The organism is Bradyrhizobium betae, from assembly GCF_008932115.1.
In the GTDB taxonomy this organism is placed as follows: domain Bacteria; phylum Pseudomonadota; class Alphaproteobacteria; order Rhizobiales; family Xanthobacteraceae; genus Bradyrhizobium; species Bradyrhizobium betae.
Genome location: NZ_CP044543.1, coordinates 127630 through 147783, shown reverse-complemented (window position 1 = coordinate 147783; position 20154 = coordinate 127630). Strand labels below are relative to the sequence as shown.

General features: G+C 65.5%; 21 protein-coding genes. 10 read left to right on the top strand and 11 right to left on the bottom strand.

The annotated features are described in order from the left end of the window. Window positions 1–154 precede the first annotated feature (154 nt). From F8237_RS00700 to F8237_RS00690, 3 genes are read right to left on the bottom strand one after another with little or no spacing between them, the layout of a single operon-like run. Window positions 155–1273, bottom strand: a complete 1119-nt coding sequence (locus tag F8237_RS00700; protein ID WP_151641937.1) for an HD-GYP domain-containing protein — start codon at window positions 1271–1273, stop codon at window positions 155–157. Window positions 1274–1330: 57 nt separating this feature from the next. Then, window positions 1331–1663: a PilZ domain-containing protein gene (locus tag F8237_RS00695; RefSeq protein ID WP_151641936.1), complete on the bottom strand. Its 333-nt coding sequence runs from the start codon at window positions 1661–1663 to the stop codon at window positions 1331–1333. Further along, on the bottom strand, window positions 1660–2760 hold the full coding sequence (locus F8237_RS00690) for a DUF2336 domain-containing protein (RefSeq protein ID WP_151641935.1): 1101 nt from the start codon (window positions 2758–2760) through the stop codon (window positions 1660–1662). Before F8237_RS00690 ends, F8237_RS00695 begins: the two co-directional genes overlap by 4 nt. A 301-nt stretch (window positions 2761–3061) precedes the next feature. On the opposite strand from F8237_RS00690, the gene F8237_RS00685 reads away from it, so the two are divergent. Both F8237_RS00685 and F8237_RS00680 read left to right on the top strand, forming a co-directional pair. Next, a complete protein-coding gene (locus tag F8237_RS00685; protein ID WP_151641934.1) occupies window positions 3062–4009 on the top strand; it encodes an AraC family transcriptional regulator in 948 nt (315 codons plus the stop codon). Window positions 4010–4061: 52 nt separating this feature from the next. Next, the gene (locus F8237_RS00680) at window positions 4062–4652 is read left to right on the top strand and encodes an NADPH-dependent FMN reductase (protein ID WP_151641933.1); all 591 of its coding nucleotides are present in this window, start codon (window positions 4062–4064) and stop codon (window positions 4650–4652) included. A 9-nt stretch (window positions 4653–4661) separates the two neighbouring features. Here F8237_RS00680 and F8237_RS00675 read toward each other — a convergent pair whose 3' ends face one another. Further along, window positions 4662–6743, bottom strand: coding sequence for a methyl-accepting chemotaxis protein (locus F8237_RS00675; RefSeq protein ID WP_151641932.1), 2082 nt, complete (start codon window positions 6741–6743; stop codon window positions 4662–4664). A 101-nt stretch (window positions 6744–6844) separates the two neighbouring features. Next, window positions 6845–7282 (bottom strand): DUF1810 domain-containing protein, encoded by a 438-nt coding sequence (locus F8237_RS00670; protein ID WP_151641931.1) that lies wholly within the window; start codon window positions 7280–7282, stop codon window positions 6845–6847. Between the two features lie 188 nt (window positions 7283–7470). Between F8237_RS00670 and F8237_RS00665 the strand changes: the two genes are divergently transcribed. The 4 genes from F8237_RS00665 (at window position 7471) to F8237_RS00650 (ending at window position 11594) form a co-directional block, all read left to right on the top strand. Further along, complete coding sequence (locus F8237_RS00665) at window positions 7471–8451, top strand: DUF2778 domain-containing protein (RefSeq protein WP_162006335.1); 981 nt, start codon at window positions 7471–7473, stop codon at window positions 8449–8451. Between the two features lie 64 nt (window positions 8452–8515). Next, window positions 8516–8773, top strand: coding sequence for a hypothetical protein (locus tag F8237_RS00660; protein ID WP_151641929.1), 258 nt, complete (start codon window positions 8516–8518; stop codon window positions 8771–8773). A gap of 121 nt (window positions 8774–8894) precedes the next feature. After that, the gene (locus tag F8237_RS00655) at window positions 8895–9986 is read left to right on the top strand and encodes a TRAP transporter substrate-binding protein (RefSeq protein WP_151641928.1); all 1092 of its coding nucleotides are present in this window, start codon (window positions 8895–8897) and stop codon (window positions 9984–9986) included. Window positions 9987–10235: 249 nt separating this feature from the next. Further along, window positions 10236–11594 (top strand): YadA family autotransporter adhesin, encoded by a 1359-nt coding sequence (locus F8237_RS00650; protein WP_151641927.1) that lies wholly within the window; start codon window positions 10236–10238, stop codon window positions 11592–11594. A gap of 7 nt (window positions 11595–11601) precedes the next feature. On the opposite strand, the gene F8237_RS00645 is transcribed toward F8237_RS00650, so the two are convergent. The 6 genes from F8237_RS00645 to F8237_RS00620 all read right to left on the bottom strand — a co-directional run bounded on the left by F8237_RS00645 (window position 11602) and on the right by F8237_RS00620 (window position 16808). Further along, a complete protein-coding gene (locus F8237_RS00645; protein WP_151641926.1) occupies window positions 11602–12384 on the bottom strand; it encodes an ABC transporter ATP-binding protein in 783 nt (260 codons plus the stop codon). After that, window positions 12372–13427, bottom strand: coding sequence for a dihydrodipicolinate synthase family protein (locus F8237_RS00640; protein WP_151641925.1), 1056 nt, complete (start codon window positions 13425–13427; stop codon window positions 12372–12374). The genes F8237_RS00645 and F8237_RS00640 overlap by 13 nt, the downstream gene beginning before the upstream one ends. Before the next feature lie 6 nt (window positions 13428–13433). After that, window positions 13434–14255: a GNAT family N-acetyltransferase gene (locus F8237_RS00635; protein ID WP_151641924.1), complete on the bottom strand. Its 822-nt coding sequence runs from the start codon at window positions 14253–14255 to the stop codon at window positions 13434–13436. Continuing rightward, window positions 14242–15279 (bottom strand): NAD-dependent epimerase/dehydratase family protein, encoded by a 1038-nt coding sequence (locus tag F8237_RS00630; protein ID WP_151641923.1) that lies wholly within the window; start codon window positions 15277–15279, stop codon window positions 14242–14244. The genes F8237_RS00635 and F8237_RS00630 overlap by 14 nt, the downstream gene beginning before the upstream one ends. Window positions 15280–15305: 26 nt before the next feature. After that, window positions 15306–16076 carry an ABC transporter permease gene (locus tag F8237_RS00625; RefSeq protein ID WP_151641922.1) on the bottom strand — a complete coding sequence of 257 codons (771 nt, stop codon included), beginning with the start codon at window positions 16074–16076 and terminating at the stop codon, window positions 15306–15308. A gap of 84 nt (window positions 16077–16160) precedes the next feature. Then, a complete protein-coding gene (locus F8237_RS00620; RefSeq protein ID WP_151641921.1) occupies window positions 16161–16808 on the bottom strand; it encodes a TetR/AcrR family transcriptional regulator in 648 nt (215 codons plus the stop codon). 100 nt (window positions 16809–16908) lie between these two features. On the opposite strand from F8237_RS00620, the gene F8237_RS00615 reads away from it, so the two are divergent. The 4 genes from F8237_RS00615 to minE all read left to right on the top strand — a co-directional run bounded on the left by F8237_RS00615 (window position 16909) and on the right by minE (window position 20121). After that, window positions 16909–17913, top strand: coding sequence for an ABC transporter substrate-binding protein (locus F8237_RS00615; protein WP_162005823.1), 1005 nt, complete (start codon window positions 16909–16911; stop codon window positions 17911–17913). 396 nt (window positions 17914–18309) lie between these two features. Beyond that, window positions 18310–19008 (top strand): septum site-determining protein MinC, encoded by a 699-nt coding sequence (minC, locus tag F8237_RS00610; RefSeq protein ID WP_151641919.1) that lies wholly within the window; start codon window positions 18310–18312, stop codon window positions 19006–19008. Window positions 19009–19027: 19 nt separating this feature from the next. Next, a complete protein-coding gene (minD, locus tag F8237_RS00605) occupies window positions 19028–19843 on the top strand; it encodes a septum site-determining protein MinD (protein WP_151641918.1) in 816 nt (271 codons plus the stop codon). Beyond that, window positions 19840–20121, top strand: coding sequence for a cell division topological specificity factor MinE (gene minE / locus F8237_RS00600; protein ID WP_151641917.1), 282 nt, complete (start codon window positions 19840–19842; stop codon window positions 20119–20121). The genes minD and minE overlap by 4 nt, the downstream gene beginning before the upstream one ends. Window positions 20122–20154: the final 33 nt, after the last annotated feature.

The following is a 20154-nucleotide window of genomic DNA, read 5'->3' as shown; positions in this document are numbered from 1 at the left end:
AAGAGTTCAGCAGGCTGGTCCGCAGCGGCAGACGCGAGGACATGAAGCTGCTCGCGGAAGGCTTGGCCTGCCGGTCGATGCCGCGCCGCGCGAAATTCCGGGCCACGCATTAGGTCGTGTCGAGAAGGCCGGTGTTCGAGATGAGCTGTCCCGCTCACCGCGTGAGCGCGACCTGCTTGAACGAGGCGAGCAGCGCTTTCTCCAGCTTTCCGTTCATTCCGCAGAGGATGTTGTAGGCATCCGCGCGCGGGAGGGTCGGCTTGTAGTGCCGGTACTCGATCAGCGCGGCGAAGATGTCCGAGATGGTGAGAATGCGGACGATGTCGCCGATGCTCTCGGCACCAAGCGCATCCGGATAGCCGCTGCCGTCGAGATATTCGTGATGATGGCGCACTGCGTCCAGGATCTCCGGCGAGATCTTGTCGTGGCCCTTCAGAAAATCGTAGCCCGCCGCCGGATGAGTCTCGATCAGGGCGCGCTCCTCGGGGTCGAGGCGGCCGGGCTTGTCGAGGATGGTGAGCGGAATCTGCGCCTTGCCGATGTCGTGGAACATGGCCGCGGAGTAGAGGCGCTCCAGGTCGGCGCGTCCGACGCCGAGGCTCAGGCCGAAGTCGATGGCGACGCCTGTGACCAGCAGGCAGTGTTGATAGGTTCCCTCGTGGTGGCGCCGCACCGTCGTCAGCCACTCCGACAGGCCGTGCTGGGTGATGCGATCGGCGATCTGGCGGCCGGCTTCCCTGGTGCCGTCGACATCGAGCGGCTGGCCGAGGGTGACGGACGTGAACATCGAAGCGATCGCGGTTGCCGCGGTCTCGACGGCGTTGTCCGGCGGCGTTCCGCCCGAAGCAGCGGAGGCCTCGTTGGCCGGATCGCTCAGCGCCGCCAGCAATTTGATCCGGTTGATGACACCGGGCAGGACAAGCGTCGCGCCGAGCGCGTAGGCCTGCGAGATGCCGACGTGAGAGGTATGCTCGAGGATGAAGATGCGTTTGCTGGCCTTCGCCAGCCTGCCGGCCCGCTTCTTGATGGCCGCGATGTTGTCGACGTCGCGCAGCTCCGCGCGGATGACGATCGCCGTCGGCACCTGGGTGAGCCTGGCGTCGGCGTCGAGCCGCTCGCCCGCGACGGTGAACTTTTCCTCGAGGATCGAGCGGACGCCGGACAGCCGTTCGGACGTGTCGGCCAGCACTTGCACGAGGGGGCGGGCCGCTTCGGCTTCACGGATGTCGCCGTTGCGATTGACGGGGCGGAGGATGGTTCGCGCGTTCTGCACGGTCTGACCTGGACGTTACTCAACTGGGCTTTCAATGCGTGGGACGAATGTTCGGACCTACCTGCTCGGAACGGAGTTCTGAGCCGTCATGGCTTTTCCGATCGCGGGCCTCTTCTTGCCGTCCGCGCTGATGAAGTGAACGCCGGCCGTGGTGCCGTCGATCCAGACCAGCTCGCAGCGCCGGTAAGCGAGCCCGGTCGAGGACAGCAGCATGAAGAATTCCTTGGCCTGAAGCACGTCGAGCGTGCCTTCGACCTCGATCTTGGCGCCGCTCTGCGACACGTCGAGCAGGACGCAGCTGCGGCGCCAGGTCCCGTCCGAGCCCATCAGATTGACGGACAGCTTGTGATCCATCCGCACGCGAAGCGCCTTTCGCCCGTCGAACTTCATCGGTTAGCCCCCATTTTCGCGCCGCGATGTCCCTGATCGCCTGTGCCGGCTCTTGCCGCGATTTCCCCCCAGCGCACGGTCCATTGGCTGGTCGACAGAAGCTGTGTCTCGAATATGTGTTGCGCGCGCTCACGCGCGGCAAAGGAGAGACGTGCGCCGCTGCGGTTGCTCAGGATCGCGAGCGTGGTCGCCCAGTTCAGGCGCGACGCCCGGCAGGCCATGACCAGGCCCTCGCAGTCGTCGTCGATCATGACGCGCTCGACGATCGCGATCGGGGCCCCCGAGAGTACCGACAGCGCCGTGTACAGATTGGCGGTCTCGCCGCGGATCGCAAAGCGGTTCACTGCGGAGTCGTTGAGCTTGCCGACGCGGTTGAGCGCGACGATTTCCGGCCGTGCGCTCGCATAGGCGGCCGGGGAGGGCGGCTTCGGCGCTGCTGCTTGCGCGGGAGAAACGGCGGACGCGGTGGGCTTGGCCGGCGGGGGCTTGCCGGGGGAGACGGAGAGCAGCTTTCGCACGACCTGGTCGGGTGTGCCGGGCCGCAGCGCCAGCGCCTTGGCGATCTCGCCGTCCTCGTCGGCCCTGGCGATCAGTGCGGCATAGGCCGCCTCGGAGAATTTGGCTCCCGGGTTCTTGATCAATGCAAGGCAGACGGCGGAAGTCCCGCTCTCGATCAGCGCCTCGCTCACGGCCGCCTCGATGCAGTTGCGGGCGCCGATCGCGAGTTGATGCCGCTCGCTGCTCGAGGCGGCGACTGCGGCAAGATCCGCAGCCGAGAGCGCCTGAGACGTGAGCAGGACAGGACACGCCACGTCCGGGTCATCGTGCAAGGCCAGGCGCCGCAACGTTTCCGGCGGGGCCACCTTGAGCTCGGCCAGCGTAGTGCCGAGTTGAATCAGCTCCCTGATCTCGACCCGGTCGGTCAATCGCAAAAGGACGCCGTCGATGACACCGGCCAGCAGTTCCTGGGACCTGTCGCGGTTGCCAGTGAGCAATTGCACTATGCCGGACAGGATGCGCGTGCAGCGGTCCAGCGGACACGTTGCGACCGCTTCGGCCAACTCAACCAGAATATCAGCAGGCGAATTTGCCATCATGGCAGGGGCCTGTAATCAAAATGAATTTCGACTATCCAACGACCTTCATTGCGACCCACAGGCGTTAATTTTGATTTTACAACTCGACCTGCCAGGTATTAACGTACCGGTTTTTCACCGCAAAACGGTATCGAAATTTGGCAGGGGGCGATCCGTCGCTTGTCCTTTGCGCTCGACCCTCGCCAACTGACCAGGCGGAGCAGGATTTTGAGTCTTTCGGTCTCACGCGAACCGAAAGGGGGAATTGAGATCGGCATATCGCCGGACACGCGTCGTTTCCCGGCGCGGTTTTTCATTTGTCATGAACAGCAGTGATGATGCGCCAGCGCTGGCGCCAAAGGTATTTCGCTTCTCGGACGTCGACGAATATCGAAATGCCATACGAGGCCTGGATTTCGAGTTCACGCCTTTCGTACGGACGATTTCGGCCGAGCAGGTCATTCTGTCGTTGCCGGGCTGCGACGTGAATTTGACGCGGGCGTTTCCCCGGGTGGTTGACGCCCGGCTGGTCGAGAACTGCACGGCGATCGGGTTCACGATGGACGACCTCGATGTCCCGGTCCGGTTCAACGGCACGCAGCGCGCGCGTCCGATCATCGTCGTGGGCAGCGGCGGCGCAGCTTACACGATGATCGAGGAAGTCCAGCGACAGATCGCCTCGGTGGTCTTCAGGCCGGAGGTGACGGATCGCGGCTGGCCACGAGCGGCCTTCAGCTTCAAGATTTTCGAGACGACCGCCGCGGGCCTGGAGCGGCTTCGCAGCGTGGTTCGTGAGGTGCTGGCGGCGGCATCGGAGCCAGCCGACCCATTGCACGTGCCGTTGAAGGCCGCGGCCATGAGGGAGACCCTGCTCGGAGCCGTCGACGAGGCCTTCCAAAGCGTCGTTCCGGCACGATGGACCCTGCGTCCGAACGACGAGCGGAACTTCAGGATCTTCCAGGACATCCGCGCGCTGCTGTCCGACGACCTCTCGCAGCCGATCTACAGCGAGGAGATCGCACGCAAGCTCGGCCTGTCCGTCCGCACCATGCATGATGTCGTGCGCCGTTATCGCGGCATGAGCCTGCATCGCTATCTGCGCCTGCACCGGCTGTGGCTGGTCCGCAAGCGGCTGCTGGCCGGCGCCGACAGCGTCAAGGCCGTCGCACTGACGTTCGGCTTCTGGCATCTCAGCGATTTCTCCAGAAGCTATCGCGACCAGTTCGGCGAGGCGCCGTCGCAGACGTTGGAGCATGGCCGGCGGCGATAGCGCGGCAGATCGGTTGGGGCCGCCCGCGTCGTTTTGTGCTAGGCTGCGCGGCATGAGCCATCGCATCCTCGTCCTCTACGGTTCCTACCGGTCCGACCGCATGGGCATCCGCCTTGCGAATTTCGTCATCGATCGCCTGCGCGCCCGCGGCGAGGACGTCGCGTTCATCGACGCCAAGGCCATCGGCCTGCCGATGCTCGATCGCATGTACAAGGAATATCCCAGCGGTTCCGCGCCGGAGGCGCTGGAGAAGCTCGCCGGTCAGATCCGCGGTGCCGACGGTTTCGTCTTCGTCACCGGGGAATACAATTGGGGCATCCAGCCCGGCCTGAAGAACCTCACCGATCATTTTCTCGAAGAGTGGTTCTGGCGCCCCGCCGCGATCGTGAGCTATTCCGCCGGCCGCCTGTCCGGTGCGCGCGCATCCACCGCCTGGCACGGCACGCTGTCGGAGATGGGCATGGTGGTGGTGTCGAGCACGATCGGCGTCGGTCCGATCGCGCAGACGCTCTCGGCCGAGAGCGAGCCGATCGGCGAGGGCGGCAAGGCATTGGAGCGGTCGTTCCCGCGCTTTGCCGATGATCTCTCGTGGTGGATCGAGGCCGCCAAGGCGCAGCGGGCGCGCAAGACGCCGCCGTATTGATGTGCTTTTCTACGCGGCCCTGACTTCGCCGAGGAAGCGGTCGAACTGGCCGGCGAGATCGCGTGACTGCGTCGAGAGTTGCTCGGCTGCGCCCAGCACCTCGCGGGCGGCTGCACCGGTGTCGTCGGCGGCGCGCTGCACGCCCGATATGTTGGTGTTGACCTCCTGGGTGCCGCGGGCGGCCTCCTGGACGCTGCGGGAAATCTCCTTGGTCGCCGAGCCCTGTTCCTCGATCGCGGCCGCAATCGCGGTGCCGATCTGGTCGATCTCGGCGATGACGTCGGCGACGTTGCGGATCGCGGTCACGGTTTCGTCGCTCGCGGCCTGGATCGCCGTGATCTGCTCGGAGATTTCGGTGGTGGCCTTTGCGGTCTGGCCGGCGAGCGACTTCACCTCGGACGCCACCACGGCAAAGCCGCGGCCGGCTTCACCGGCACGGGCGGCTTCGATGGTCGCGTTCAATGCGAGCAGATTGGTCTGCTCGGCGATGCTCTGGATCAGCGTGACGACGTCGCCGATCTTCTGGGCGCCCTCGGCGAGGGCGCGCGCGGTGTCGCCGGTGCGGCGGGCGTTGTCGACGGCACGGGCCGCGATCTCGGTGCTTTGCGCGACCTGACGGCCGATCTCGGAGATCGAGGAGGTCAGCTCTTCGGTCGCGCTGGCAACCGTCTGCACGTTGGTCGAGGTCTGCTGCGAGGCGGCGGCAACGATCGCGGCCTGGCTGTTGGTCTGGGCCGCCGTCGTGGTCATCGACTGAGCCGTGTTCTCCATGGTGGACGAAGCGCGGGACAGGCCGCCGACCAGTTCGGTGACCTTTGCTTCGAACGCGCGGGTGAGGCTGTCGAGCGCCTGGGCGCGGCGCATCTTGCCATCGTTCTCGGCCTGCTTCTCGGCCGCGAGCCGGTCGGCGCGGATCATGTTGTCCTTGAAGACCTTCACGGCGGCAGCCATGGCCCCGATCTCGTCCGCGCGCTCGGCGCCGGGGATGTCCTCGGCAACGTCGCCGTCGGCAAGCCGCGACATCCGGGTCGTCAGGCTGACGATCGGAGCACAGACGCGGCGGCGAACCATCACGATGAGGCCGGCGCTGGCGATCAGCACCGCAACGAGGCCGACCAGCGCGATGGAGAAGCTGGTGCGCGCGGCGGAGGAGGCGCCGGCGAGGATCTGCTCGGCGTTGTCGTAGAGCGCGTCGCGGACGCCGATGATCGAGCCGAGGCCCTTTTGCGACGCCGCGTAGTAGGTCTCGACGTCATGGTCGTATTTGCCACTGACGGCGCCGTCCTTGACCAGCTTGAGCTCGCGGCCGAACTCCTCGACATAGACCGAATTCATGTTCTCGAGCGCGGCCGCGACGTTGGCGGGCGTCGCCGGATTGCCGCGCAATTCCATCAGCGACATCACGATCTGGTCGTTGCGGCCCTGCATACGGGCGACGTCGGCCTTCTCGGCATCGGTCGCGACCTTCTTGCCGCCGACGAGGTTCTTGTGCACGCTGGCATTGAGGCCGCCGATGTCGCGCAATGTCATGGCGATGTTGGCGTAGTTGGACTGGCGGTAGGCATCGCCGTTCAGGATCGCCATGCGGCGGACCTGCTCGTTGAGCAGCGCGGTGACGCCGGCGTTGAGCACGGCATTGTCGGCAACAACCTTCCTGGCGGCATCCTTGCGCGCATCTGCGGGGCCGGCGATCGCCTTGTCGATAGCGTCGCGAAGCGCGGTGAATTTCGAATTGATGCCGTCGATGTTGCTGCCGATGGTGTTGCCGTCGTCGAGCGAACCTGGCAGCTCCTTGCGCAGTGCGTTCATCTTGTCGCGGGCGCCGTCGGTCTGCTTGCGCAGCTTGTCATGCTCGGTGAGCTGGGCCGGATCGACGGTCGCGGGTCCGTAGAGGATGTTGGTGGCGAAGCCGCGCTCGGGGTTGAGATAGCGCGGGATGTCGCTGGCGGCGCGGACGATCGCGAGCCGCCCTTGCGCTTCGGCGATCCTGTCCATCGTCTGGTATTTCGTCACGGCGACGTAGACGGCGAGGCCGCCGCCCACGGTCGAGAGCGAGACGATGGCGGTGGTCAGGAGCGTACCGATTTTCATGATCTGTCCGGCAATTGCGCTGGGAAGAAAGATATTCTCCGGACGATAGGGGGCGCGTGTTAATCGCGGGTTTACGCTGCTTGCAGCGAGGGGCGCGGCCCCTAGGCCTTTCGATCAAGCGCGGCGAGGATTTCCAGCGTGGCGCCGTCGCGCTCGCTTGCGAAATACCGGGCGAGCGCCTCGCCAAAAATCGGATCATCGGACACGGCCCCGAACAGCGTCATCGCCGAGTGGAACTTGGCGTCATCAGGCGCGCCGAGGATCGCGTTGATGGTTCGTCCCTCGACGGCGAGTACGAGTCGGGTGCATTCGATCAGGCGCGGGCCAAGGACGGGGTGGGCGAGGTAGGCCGTGGCCTCCGCGCGCGAGGCGATGGCGTAGCGCTGGGACATGGCGCTGAAGCCGAGGCCCGCGATTTGCGGGAAAACGAACCACATCCAATGACTTTGCTTCCGTCCCCGGGCCAGTTCCCCCCGGACGTCGCGATAGACCGGATTCTGGGCCTGGACGAAGCGTTCAAGATCGAAAGGGGCGGTCATTGGATACCTCTTGGTGCCTCGCCGGCCCCGATTATGCCTAACTTTTGGCACCCAATGTGGTAGCTGGTATAGAGTCTTCGGGTGGGGGTGGGTCCCCCGGGGGTCGATTTGGGGATCTGATGGTTTCCGACGCCGCACAAGCCGAAAGGCTGTTGTCGCGCCGCCGTATCGGGCGAGCCGAGACGATATTGCTGTCTTTGGCTGCCGTCGCGCTGGCGCTCGGCGCGGCTGCCTGGGTCGCTGACCTCGGCGGTTTGAATCTCGGCGAGTCGAATTCGGGCGATTCGAGCCCGCTGGTGTCTGCCGCGTTGCCGCCCGCCAATGCCCCTTCGTTCGACGACCGTTTTGCGTCGCTGTCGGGCAGCCTGCCCGCCCGCGACCTCGGCCTGCGAACGCTGGAGCGCTCCGCCCTGAATGCCGTGCAGCTCAAGCTGCGCGATGCCAAGGCGATGCTCGCCCAGAAACTCCAGGGCGACGACTGGCGCTCGACTCTGACCGATGACGAGCGGACGGCGGTTGACGAGAGGCGTCCTTCCCAACGTGCCGATGCGGTTCCGATGCCGCGGTCGCGCCCGGCCCAGGCGGATTTCTCCGCCCAGATCGCCTCCAGCCAGGCCTATGCGGAGACCAACCCCAGGGTCGACAACCGCAACTTCTTCGAGAAGTTCACCGACAAGATCAGGCTGGCCTCGCTGACGCCCGATAGCGGCCTGTTCGGCAAGGCGCCGGATCTTGCCGCCCTCGGCTACGATTCGCGGACGGCCGTTTATGACATCTCGGCCAAGGCCCTCTACCTGCCGAGCGGCGTCGCGTTGGAAGCACATTCGGGCATGGGCGCGCTGATGGACGACCCGGAGCATGTCGACCAGCGCATGGTGGGCGCGACGCCGCCTGCGACCTACGATCTGAAGCCGCGCGAAAGACTGTTTCACGGCATTCGGGCGCTGCGCCTGACGCCGACTGAGGGCACCAGCGCGCTCGGCCGCGTCGGCCTTCTCACCCACAACTACATGCTGGGGCCGCGCGGCGATTCCAACGGCTGCGTTTCGATCAAGGACTATGATCGTTTCCTCAAGGCTTGGGACAACGGCGAATTCAACCGTCTGGTCGTGGTGCCGAGCCTGAGCGGATCGGCGATTGCCGCGCAGCGCGCGAGCACCGACTCTTGATATTCGCCGAACGGCGGGGCTGCCGTTTTCCCTTCGTTAAGCCGTCTTCGTCCAGAAGCAGCCCATGAGTGATCCCCAGAGTTCCGAGACCCCGCTGCGTACGACGTTCAAGATCAAGTTGAACGGCGACACGCTGGCGATCGCGACCGTCGGCCAGGCCTATCAATTCCTCACCAACTTCAAGTCGGTCGAGTGGATGGAATTCCGCTCCCTGCATGAAGACGCGGTCGCGGCGCTCGAAGGCGCCGCCGGTAACGCGATGCTCGCGGTGCAGGCGACCAACGCCGTGCGCGCGCTGTTCGTGAGCGCGAAGCTGCTCTGAAGCGGCTTTCTGCCAGCTTGAACTCCGCTATAGGAACAGGCAAACGGTCTCCGAAGACCGTGGCCCGACGCCGGGTACAAGGCCGTTCATTTGAAACTTACTTCAAGGGAGAGACCCCATCATGAAACGCCGTACATTCCTCAAGGGCGGCGCGGTTGCCGGCGCGACGACATTGGTTGCTGCACCTGCGATCGCGCAATCGGCGCCCGAGATCAAATGGCGCCTGACATCGAGCTTCCCGAAGTCGCTCGACACCATCTACGGCACGGCGCAGACCTTTGCGAAATATGTTGCCGAGGCTACCGACAACAAATTCCAGATCCAGACCTTCGCGGCCGGCGAACTCGTCCCCGGCCTGCAGGCACTGGATGCCGTCAGCGTCGCCACCGTCGAGATGGCGCAGACGCCGCTCTATTTCTACATCGGCAAGGAGCCGGCGCTGGCCTATGCCACCGGCGCGCCGTTCGGCATGAACCATCGCCATCAGGAGTCCTGGTGGTATTTCGGCGGCGGCGCCGATCTCACCAACGAAGCGCTGAAGCCGTTCAAGACGCACGCCATCCTGTGCGGAAATTCCGGCACCCAGATGGGCGGCTGGTTCCGCAAGGAGATCAAGACGGTCGACGATCTCAAGGGCCTCAAATTCCGCATCGCCGGCATGGGCGGCCATGTGCTGGCGCGGCTCGGCGTGGTGCCGCAGCAGCTCGCAGGCGGCGACATCTATGCGGCGCTGGAGAAAGGCTCGCTCGACGCGGTGGAGTTCGTCGGCCCGTATGACGACGAGAAGCTCGGCTTCCAGAAAGTCGCCAAGTACTATTACTTCCCCGGCTGGTGGGAAGGCGGCGCCATGCTGCACATGATCGTCAACGACGAGAAATGGGCGAGCCTGCCGAAGCATTATCAGGCGGTGGTGAACCAGGCCGCCTCGGCGGCGGGCGCCTGGATGCTCGAGAAATACGACAGCGTGAACCCGGCGGCCCTCAAGCGGCTGATCGCCAACGGTGCGGAGCTGAAGGCGTTCCCGCAGCCGGTGATGGAAGCCTGCTACAACGCGACCCAGGAGCATCTGAACGAGCTCGCCGCCAAGAGCGATTTGTTCAAGCGCACCAAGGACAGCCACGACGCCTATATGAAGGAACTGCTGTTCTACACGCAGATCGCGGAAAACTTCTACGACAACTACCTGCTCGGCAAGATGCGCAACAAGAGCTGATCGCTTGTAGGGTGGGCAAAGGCGCACTCGCGCCGTGCCCACCAGCTCTTCGCTTGTTGTGGTGGGCACGCTTCGCTTTGCCCACCCTACGAGTTCTGAGTTCTGTAGCTCGCACATAGCGATGCATCGCGGCAACATCCTGCCGAAAAGCGATAAAGCGATGCGGCCCGTGATGCTTCTCAACCTTCCGGTTGATGTGCGATCCCGGTGCTTCCTCCAGACCTTGCTCAGCAGGGAATGGAGTCGAAAATGACCTTACGGAACAGCACTGGCGGAACCGCCGGCAGGAGAAATCTCCGCCCGATCGCATCCTGCCTCGCTCTTCTCCTCGCGACCACATTCCTCCACACCGGTTCCGCGCTGGCGGCCGACTACACGGCAGGCGGCGGCGTCACCAACGCGCCATCCGGCTTTGCCACGGCGGTGGGGCCAAGCTCGTCGACCCAGGGGATATTCGCCTCTGCCTTTGGCTACTCATCCAACGCCACCGGCAATGCCGCCGTTGCGGTCGGCTCGTTGTCCGGCGCGAACGGCGACAACGCGACCGCGATCGGCAACGCCGCCACCGCCACCGGGCTATCGGCCAGTGCCTTTGGCGATAACGCCACCGCAACCGGCGCCACCGCGACGGCTGCCGGTGCGCAAGCCAGCGCCATTGGCGCGAGCGCCTCTGCGTTCGGCAATCTGGCCTTCGCGAGCGGGGCGACCGCTACCGCGACGGGCTTCCAAAGCATCGCGTCCGGTGCGGCGGCAACCGCAACTGGCGCGACCGCCTTTGCCTTCGGCAACAATGCAACCGCGACCGGCGCCAACAGTATTGCCAGTGGCGACTTTGCGACCGCGACCGGCCAGGATAGCCGCGCGACCGGCCAGTATGCGACCGCGACGGGCATGGGCAGCCGCGCCAACGGCGCCGCTGCCACGACCTATGGTCAGGGCAGCGTCGCCACAGGCGGCAACGCTGTGGCCCTCGGCGCCAGCAGCAACGCCACAGGCAATCTGGCGATCGCGGTTGGCAACAACGCAGGCGCCACCGGCAACGCCGCGACCGCGGTCGGCACCTTCGCCTTTGCGACCGGCGAGGGGACTGTCTCGCTCGGAACGTCCGCCAACGCAAACGCGACCAACGCCACCGCGCTCGGCGCAGGCGCGACCGTATCGGGGACCAATTCCGTCGCGATCGGCGCAGGCTCGGTCGCGACCGCCGCCAACACGGTGTCGTTCGGCACGGCCGGCAACGAGCGGCGCCTGACCAATGTCGCCGCCGGCGTCAACGCGACCGATGCCGTCAACATGAGCCAGATCTCCGGCATCACCTCCGGCTTCCAGTCGCAGATCGGCTCGCTGCAGTCGCAGATCGGCAACAATTTGACCGAGGCGCGGCGCGGCATCGCCGCAGCGGTTGCCGCGGCCAGCGCGCCGATGCCGTCGGCGCCGGGCAAGACGACCTGGCAGGTGCGCGGCTCGGCGTTTCACGGCGAAGGCGGCTTCGGTGTCGGTTTCGCGCACCGGCTCAAGACCGCTATGCCGCTCACCGTCGTGGGCGGCTACGGCAATGGCGGTGGCACCGAGCACACCGCCTATGTCGGGGTTGGTGGGGAATTTTGAGCGCGCCTCACGCCGCGCCCAGCCCGAGCTTGGCATAGATGCGCCGTGCATAGGCGCCGAACGCGTCGGTCGTCTTCAGCGGCAGGTCGCGCGGGAAGGGCAGGTCGATCGGGAAGTAGTCAGCCATCTTCGCAGGGCCCGCCGTCAGCACCGCGCAGTGCGAGGACAGGAATACGGCTTCCTGGATCGAATGCGTGACGAAGATGATGGTCTTGCCGCTCTCGCGCCAGATCCGCAGCATCTCCAGATTCATCTGCTCCCGCGTCAGCGCATCCAGCGCGCCGAACGGCTCGTCCATCAGGATCAGCTTGGGGTCGTGAATGAAGGCGCGCGCGATCGCGGTGCGCTGCTGCATGCCGCCCGAGAGCTGCTGCGGATATTTCTGCTCGTAGCCTGAGAGGCCAACGAGGTTGAGCAGGTCGCGCGCCCGCTCGCGCGCGGCCTTCATCGGCAGGCCGACGATCTCGGCCGGCAGCAGCACGTTGTCCAGGATGGTGCGCCACTTCAAGAGCAGAGCCTGCTGGAACACCATGCCGATGTCGCGGGTGGCATCGAACGGACTTTCGGCGTTGCCGATCTTCACCGTGCCGCCGTCGGCGCCGTGCAGGCCGGCCAGGATCTTCATCACCGTGGTCTTGCCGCAGCCGGACGGGCCGACCAGCGAGACCAGCTCGCCTTCCTGTACGTCCATGGTGACGTCGGAGACCGCCAGAAATTCGGCGCCGCCGCTGCGGTAGACCTTGCGGACGCCTTGCAGGCTGATGAAGGGTTTTGAGCTCATGCCAGCCATTTGCTCAGATTGGCGGCTACGAAGGCATCGTCGCTGAGGTCGGCGTGCTCGCGCGTGACACGGTCGATCTCCTCGCGCTGGCCGGGGCTGAGGCCTTCGTCCGGATCGAGGCACCACAGACCCTTCATCAGGCCCTGGCGCCGCAGCACCTCGTGACAGCCGGCGATGCAGCCGTGAAAATTGTTGGCGACATCGAAGAAGGCGCTGTTGCAATCGGTGACGCGGGCATCGAGTGCGAGCAGATCGGCGGGCACGCTGTCCTGGTGTCGCGCCGCCTTGCAGCGCTCGAACTGCTTGATGGCACTCGCGGTCCACACCGACCAGTGGCCGAGCAGACCGCCCTTGAAATAGGTGCGCGTGGTGACGCCGTTGTCACGGAGATCGAACGGCAGCATGAGGTCGAGCAGGATGTGGTCGTCATTGCCGGTGTAGAGCGCGACGCGGTCGAGCGCACCGGCGGCTGCGACGCCGCGCAGGACATCGAGAGTCCGGTAGCGGTTGAACGGCGCGATCTTGATGGCGATGACATTGTCGATCGAGGCAAAGCGCTGCCAGAACCGGCTGGACAGGATGACGCCGCCGACGGCCGGCTGGAGGTAGAAGCCGATCAGCGGAATCTCGGCGGCGACCGCCGTGCAATGCGCGATGATCTCGTCTTCGGAGGCGCTCTTCATCGCGGCGAGGCTGAGCAGACCGGCGTGATAGCCGATGTCGCGGGCGGTGCGGGCTTCGGTAGTTGCCTGCCTGGTGGGACCGGCAAGGCCCGCGACCATCGCCAGCGGACGCTTGGTCCAGCTGGCCGCGGTCTCTGCGGCGAGCTCGAGCACGGGGCGGTAGAGGCCGACATCGCGAATCGCGAACTGCGTGGTGTGGACGCCGACCGCGAGGCCGCCGGAGCCTGCGTCGATGTAATAGCGCGTCAGCGCGCGCTGATGCGTCTTGTCGAGCTGGCGTTCGGCCGTGAGCGCGAGGGGATGCGCCGGCATCACGGTGCCCTCGGCAATCAGCTTGCGGATGTCGGCGTTGATCTGGCTGTGGTGCATGATGTCCTATCCGAATTCCGGGCCGGCGACGGCGAATGGCGATTCCTCGCCAGTGGTGGTGGCGGCGCCGAACCGCATGCGCTGGAACGGCCGCTCGACGGTCCAGCCGGAGGCGGTCAATCCTTCCAGGAACGCAGCTTGCGAGGCGACGGCATCGAGCAGGAGCGGGCGGGTCTCGGATCGCGCGATCGCATGAACCAGCGCCAGAGCTTCGGCGGCGTGATTGGCAAACAGCGGGCCGATATGGCGCGCGGTTCGGCCGTCGCGCACCAGCGCGATGGCGCTGTTGGCGGAGACGATGCGCGAGCCCGGCCGCTGTGCGAAGGCTGAGAGAAGAGCGATGCGATCGAGGCCGGTGGCGCGGCGGTCGCGGGCACGAAGCGTGTCGAGCGTCGCAGCAGGAGGAGCTTGCCCGGACGCCGGCGCGGATTTCACCAGTTTCAGCCGGCGCAGTTGCAGCGTCGGTGTGAACCCCAGTGGGCCATAGACGGCGGCGCCGTCTGGCGTTGCGTCGAGCCAGCTGGTGAGGCCGTTCTTGCGTGCCGTCTCCAGGCAGGCATCGACGAGGCGCGTGGCAAGGCCGCGGCGGCGATGCGTGGCAGACACCAGCACCATGCTGATCCAGGCGTTGTTGCCGGAGTAGGGCAGCAAAGCCGCGGTGGCGACCAGTCGAGCCCCGTCGCGGATGCCGAACACGACGCCGTCGTGCAGGAAGACGCGCCAGTCCTCCTCGGTCTGGTTCCAGTGTGCTTCGGTCGAGAGCGCGAGACCGGCGATCGCATCCTCGAGGCCGAGCTTGATGACGGTCGGGCCGTCAGTAGCGTCCATCGCGCACCTCGTATTTGGTGGGCTTGCCGAGGCTCGGCATGGCACGGGAGACCCAGTCCGCGGTCCATGCGATCAGCTGCTCGGTGTCCACGACCGGCAGGCCGAACAGCTCGACCGCTTTCGATGTGTCGGTGAGCCACGCTGTCGGCTCTTCCTTGCCTGATAGCACCGGAGCCCGGCCGAACCTGGCGCCGAACCTTGCCGCGAGATCTCGCACCGAGAGAATTTCGTGGCCGCTGACATTGATCGGCGAGGTCGGTGCCGTGCAACGCGCAAGACATCGCAGCGCCTGCGCGGACGCATCGCCCTGCCAGATGAAATTGACGTGGCCGAGGCTGACGTCGATCGGTGTGCCCGTGAGCACTTTGGTGGCGATATCGTGCAGCACGCCGTAGCGCATGTCGATCGCATAGTTGAGGCGGAACAGCCGGCCCGGTGTTGCGAACTTGCGCGAGAAATATTCGAACATGCGCTCGCGGCCGACGCAGGACTGGGCGTACTCGCCGGGCGGGTTCGGCGCCATGTCCTCGGTCGCGCCTTTGCCGTCGACGGGCACGAACGGATAGACGCAGCCGGTCGAGAACGCGACGATGCGTGACGAGGAGAAGGCCTGCGCGACCAGCGCGGGGACATGCGCGTTCATCGCCCATGTCAGGGACAAATCGCCCTCGGCGCCGAATTTGCGGCCGGCCATGAATACGATGTTGGGCGCCTTCGGCAGCGCCTGGATTGCCCGCTCGTCCATCAAATCGCAGTTGATGGTTTCGACGCCGCGCGCCTGCAGCCACTCCTTCACGCCCGGATCACTGAAGCGAGCGACGCCGATGACGCGGCGATCCGGCACGGCGGCCTTCGCGAGGCCCGCCAGCGTCGGTCCCATCTTGCCGGCGACGCCGAGAATCATGATGTCGCCGTCAACCTTGGCGAGGTCGTCGATCAGCGCCTGGCTCGGCCGGCACAGCAGATCGTCGAGCGCCGCAATGTCGGGGATGGTCTTGGGCAGCGTCTGGCGCGTGAGCAGCATGGTTCTATCCTTCAAGTCTGCCGTTCCTAGTTCTGCCTTGCGTCGCCGACCACGAACATGCGTTCGAGGACGAGCACCAGGCCGTAGAGGGCGACCCCGAGCAGGGTCAGCAGCACGACCGCCATCACCATCGCGGGCGTGTCGAGCGAGGACTGCACCTGGATCATGAGGTAGCCGAGCCCGCGCTCGGAGGCGATGAACTCGCCGACGATGGCGCCGGCGACCGCGAGGATTGCGCCGACCTTCATGCCGGAGAACACGTAAGGCAGCGATCCCGGCAGTTGGATCTTGCGGAACAGAATCCAGCGCGAGCCGCGCAGCGATTTGACGAGATCGAGCAGGTCAGGCTCGACTTCGCGCAGGCCGCGCGCCGTGGTGAGCAGGATCGGGAAGAAGCAGATGCTGAACGCGATCAGGATGTTCGGCACGATGCCGTAGGAGAACCAGACGATCAGGAGCGGGCCGAGCGCGACCTTCGGGATCATGTTCAGCGTCACGAACAGCGGTAGCAGCGCCATGCTCAGCAGCGGCGTCCAGCTGAAGATCACCGCCAGCGCCACCCCGACGAAGGCGCCGAGCGCGAAGCCGCCGAGGATCTCGACCGCCGTCACCAGCGTGTTGGCGCCCCAGGCATAGCTTGCGATTCCCAGCGTCTGGATGGTCGCGAGCGGAGAGGGCAGGATGAATTTCGGCACATGGAAGGCATCGACCGCCACCTGCCACAGCAGGAGCACGGCGAGGTGAACGACCAGGATGATCGCAAAGCTGCGCGTGGTGCGTGCTCCGTCTCCCGTCACCGAGTGCTCCCTGTTGCCGGCGGCCACCTTGCCGCTGGTCGCCAGCCTAACCGGCCTCGATCCAAGTTTCAACCAGTTGGTTGATTAGGGCCGGAGCGAATGCAGTATGAGATCGGCGACGTGCCGGCGGCGGGCGAGACGCTGGGCCCGGCTCGACAGATCCTTGCCGAAGATCGCCGACAGCGTCGGCGTGTTGGAGAAGAAGAAATAGCTGAGGCCCGCAATCGAGATATAGAGCTGGACGGGATCGATGCCCTTGCGGAACACGCCCGAGCGCACCCCCTCGTTGAGGATGTGGGAGACGCTCTTGACCAGCGGGGAATGCATCGCCTCCAGCCGCGTCGAGCCGCGGACGTGGCGGGCGCCGCCGCGGTTCTCGTCGTTCAGAAGCACGATGAAATCAGGGTTTGCAGCCAGATGGTCGAACGAAGCCTCGATCAGCTTGCGGATCGCCTTTTCCGGCGGCAGGCCTTCGAGATTGAGCCTGCGCTCCTGCTCGCGGATGTCCTCGTAGACCACTTCGAGCACGGCGAGGTAGAGCGCGTCCTTGTCGCCGAAATAGTGGTAGACCAGCTGCTTGTTGACGCCGGCGCGCATCGCGATCTCGTCGACGCGGGCGCCCGCAAAGCCGTGCCGGGCGAATTCCTGGCGCGCCGCGGTGAGCAGCTTCTTGCGGGTGGCGACGGGATCGCGCCGCTGCGGCACGGTGTCGCCTGAACGTTTTGCGGGCATTTCCAACCAAACAGTTGACAAGTTGAGGGCGGCCTTGTTGCATTGGTATCCTCACATGGGGAGAGCGACAAGCCGGGTCGCGGCAACGAGGAGAGATGCGATGAAGCGTTTGCAGGCGGCGGTCGTGACCCTGATGCTCGGCTTGCCGGCGGTACCCGCCAGCGCGGGCGAGGCGGTCAATCTGATCCTGAACTGGACGCCGACGGCCGACCATTCGCCGTTCTATTACGCCAAGGCGCAGGGCTGGTACGAGAAGGCCGGTATCGACCTGACCATCGAGGTCGGCAAGGGCTCCGGCGTCTCGGCCGCCAAGGTCGGCGCGGGCGGCTCGGCCTTCGGCATCGCCGATCTCGCCACCATGCTGGTCGCCAAGAGCAAGGGCGCCGACGACGTCGCGCTGATGAGCATCTACGCCAACACCGGCCAGACGTTCTATTGGCTGAAAAGCTACGGCGTGAACGGGGTGAAGGATTTTCCGAGCCACAAGATCGGCAACCCGCCCGGCGACGCCTCGCGCGTGATGTGGCCGGCCTTCGCCAAGGCCGCCGGCATCGCGCCGGATGCGGTCAGCTTCGTCAATATCGGGCCGACCGCGAAGATCGCGGGCCTCAAGAGCCACACTGTCGATATCATCAGCGACTTCTACAACGAGCACGATTTGAAGGTGATCGAGTTCGGACCCGACCTCGGCTACGTCAACTGGAAGGACATCGGGCTCAACCCCTATGGCAATTCGCTGATCGTCAACGGCGCTTACTTGCAGAAAAATCCAAAGCTCGTCGAGGAATTCGTGCGCATCTCGCAGAAGGCCTTTGCGACGTGCGTCGCCGACGTCGAGCCCTGCCTGAAGGCGCTGCTCGACCAGGTCTCCGGCCTCGACAAGGCGAACCAGGAGCGCCAGTGGGAGCGCATCAAGTACCTGATGACGGACGAGTTCACGACCACCAAGGGCCTCGGCTGGATCGACGGCGAGCGGATGAAGAAGGACTACGAATTGGTCCAGACCTATCTGGGCATGGAGAAGCCGTTCGACGTGAGCACCGCATTCTCGACCAGGATGCTGGATCCTAGCGTCAAGATGGATGCCAGCAAGGTGAAGAAGTAGGGGGGCGGCCGTCGCTCCATCCTCCGTCATTGCGAGCGTAGCGAAGCAATCCAGAATCTCTCCGTAGGGGCAGTCTGGATTGCTTCGCTACGCTCGCAATGACGATGGTGATGTAGTTGCGCGCCAATCCGTCACCGTCACCCCGAGGGGGCCGCTTCTTCAGCTGCCCTCGAAGGGCGACGGCCTGGCTGCAGCTCGGCCGTGCATCCTTCGAGGCTTCCCATAGGGCGCTGCGCGCGCCCTATGGCTCGCACCTCAGGATGACGGAACGGGGGGCGGCATTCGCTGCTGGCCCAACCAGCTCCCACCCACGTAACCCCACGGAGGAGTTAACCAGTCGTTAACCAAATCCGCCGCATCGTTAACCATTCAATAACAGGGAACGAGTCGGCCGCTATGGAGGCTGCAGCAAAAGTCCAACGCCAAATGGTGCGCCTGCGCGGGCGCTCCTATGTGGCCTTCGTGTTCGTGCCGACGGTTCCGATCCAGGACTGGCTCCAGGAGATCGACACCACTATCGCCCGCTCGCCCGGTTTCTTCGCCGGTCGCCCCGTGGTGGTCGACCTGTCCTCGGTCGATCTCAGCCAGTCCGGCATCAACCATCTGCTCACCAGCCTTCAGGACCGCAACATCCGCGTGCTCGGCATCGAGGGCGTGGAGGAGGCGCGGTTGACGCCGGCGATGCCGCCGCTGCTGTCGGGCGGACGCAGCTGCGTGGTCGAGCCGAGCGCGCCGAAGAAGCCCGAGGCGAAGGCCGAGGCCAAGCCGACCTCGCTGCTGCTGGAGGCCCCCGTGCGCTCGGGCCAGACCGTGATCTTCCCCGACGGCGACGTCACCATTCTGGGCTCGGTCGGCTCCGGCGCGGAAGTCGTTGCCGGCGGCTCCATCCACATCTACGGCGCGCTGCGCGGCCGCGCCATGGCGGGCGTGAACGGTCACACGAGCGCTCGCATCTATTGCCAGAAGATCGAGGCCGAACTGCTTGCAATCGATGGATTTTACCAGACCGCCGACGATATCGACGCCGCCTTGCGCGGCCGGCCGGCCCAGGCCTGGCTGCAAGGCAACACCATGCGAATTACCGCGCTGAACTGACCAGAAGGAGATTTTCGAGATGGCCAAGGTACTGGTCGTGACATCAGGCAAGGGCGGCGTCGGCAAGACGACGACGACCGCCGCACTGGGGGCTGCGCTGGCGCAACGCGGCGAGAAGGTCGTCGTGGTCGATTTCGACGTCGGCTTGCGCAACCTCGACCTCGTGATGGGCGCCGAACGCCGCGTCGTGTTCGACCTCATCAACGTGGTGCAGGGCGTGGCCAAGCTGCCGCAGGCGCTGATCAAGGACAAGCGGCTGGAGAATCTGTGGCTGCTGCCGGCCTCGCAGACCCGCGACAAGGACGCGCTCACGGAAGAGGGCGTCGGCAAGGTCATCGCCGATCTGCGCAGCCGTTTCGACTGGGTGATCTGCGACAGTCCGGCCGGCATCGAGCGCGGCGCCTCCATGGCGATGCGCTTTGCCGACGAGGCCGTGATCGTCACCAATCCCGAAGTGTCCTCGGTGCGCGATTCCGACCGCATCATCGGCATGCTCGATTCCAAGACGGTGCGAGCCGAGAAGGGCGAGCGCGTCGAGAAGCACATTCTCATCACGCGTTACGATCCCTCCCGCGCCGCGCGCGGCGAGATGCTGACCATCGAGGACATCCTCGAAATTCTCGCGACGCCTCTGCTCGGGATCATCCCGGAGAGCCAGGACGTGCTGCGCGCCTCCAACGTCGGCACGCCGGTGACGTTGTCGAACGCCGAAGGCGCACCCGCGCGAGCCTATATCGACGCGGCGCGCCGGCTGTGCGGCGAGACCGTCGCCATGCAGGTGCCGGCCGAGCGCAAGGGTTTCATGGATCGCCTGCTGCGACGGAGGGCTGCATGAGCATGGGTCTGCTCCGGCTTCTCCGCGGCAACAAGGCCTCTGCACCGGTCGCTCGCGAACGTTTGCAGATCCTGCTTGCCCATGAACGCGGGCTGCGCGGCCAGCCCGATCTGCTCGGCGTGCTGCGTGAGGAGATTCTCGCCGTCGTATCCAGGCACGTGACGCTGGATCCGACCAAGGTCATCGTCCGGCTCGAGCGCGGCGACGAGGTGTCGACCCTGGAGGTCGATATCGAGGTGCCCAACGACTTCGAGCGCAAGAAAGTGGCGGTCGCGTAGGGGGCGCGGCCGAATACATCCGGGTTTGGGGAG

Excerpts from the sequence above, each read along its gene's own strand:
- F8237_RS00695 (WP_151641936.1), bottom strand. The coding sequence starts at position 1,663 with ATGAAGTTCGACGGGCGAAAGGCGCTTCGCGTGCGGATGGATCACAAG.
- F8237_RS00690 (WP_151641935.1), bottom strand. The coding sequence starts at position 2,760 with ATGATGGCAAATTCGCCTGCTGATATTCTGGTTGAGTTGGCCGAAGCG.
- F8237_RS00685 (WP_151641934.1), top strand. The coding sequence starts at position 3,062 with ATGAACAGCAGTGATGATGCGCCAGCGCTGGCGCCAAAGGTATTTCGC.
- F8237_RS00680 (WP_151641933.1), top strand. The coding sequence starts at position 4,062 with ATGAGCCATCGCATCCTCGTCCTCTACGGTTCCTACCGGTCCGACCGC.
- F8237_RS00675 (WP_151641932.1), bottom strand. The coding sequence starts at position 6,743 with ATGAAAATCGGTACGCTCCTGACCACCGCCATCGTCTCGCTCTCGACC.
- F8237_RS00670 (WP_151641931.1), bottom strand. The coding sequence starts at position 7,282 with ATGACCGCCCCTTTCGATCTTGAACGCTTCGTCCAGGCCCAGAATCCG.
- F8237_RS00660 (WP_151641929.1), top strand. The coding sequence starts at position 8,516 with ATGAGTGATCCCCAGAGTTCCGAGACCCCGCTGCGTACGACGTTCAAG.
- F8237_RS00655 (WP_151641928.1), top strand. The coding sequence starts at position 8,895 with ATGAAACGCCGTACATTCCTCAAGGGCGGCGCGGTTGCCGGCGCGACG.
- F8237_RS00650 (WP_151641927.1), top strand. The coding sequence starts at position 10,236 with ATGACCTTACGGAACAGCACTGGCGGAACCGCCGGCAGGAGAAATCTC.
- F8237_RS00645 (WP_151641926.1), bottom strand. The coding sequence starts at position 12,384 with ATGGCTGGCATGAGCTCAAAACCCTTCATCAGCCTGCAAGGCGTCCGC.
- F8237_RS00640 (WP_151641925.1), bottom strand. The coding sequence starts at position 13,427 with ATGCACCACAGCCAGATCAACGCCGACATCCGCAAGCTGATTGCCGAG.
- F8237_RS00635 (WP_151641924.1), bottom strand. The coding sequence starts at position 14,255 with ATGGACGCTACTGACGGCCCGACCGTCATCAAGCTCGGCCTCGAGGAT.
- F8237_RS00630 (WP_151641923.1), bottom strand. The coding sequence starts at position 15,279 with ATGCTGCTCACGCGCCAGACGCTGCCCAAGACCATCCCCGACATTGCG.
- F8237_RS00620 (WP_151641921.1), bottom strand. The coding sequence starts at position 16,808 with ATGCCCGCAAAACGTTCAGGCGACACCGTGCCGCAGCGGCGCGATCCC.
- F8237_RS00615 (WP_162005823.1), top strand. The coding sequence starts at position 16,909 with ATGAAGCGTTTGCAGGCGGCGGTCGTGACCCTGATGCTCGGCTTGCCG.
- minC (WP_151641919.1), top strand. The coding sequence starts at position 18,310 with ATGGAGGCTGCAGCAAAAGTCCAACGCCAAATGGTGCGCCTGCGCGGG.
- minD (WP_151641918.1), top strand. The coding sequence starts at position 19,028 with ATGGCCAAGGTACTGGTCGTGACATCAGGCAAGGGCGGCGTCGGCAAG.
- minE (WP_151641917.1), top strand. The coding sequence starts at position 19,840 with ATGAGCATGGGTCTGCTCCGGCTTCTCCGCGGCAACAAGGCCTCTGCA.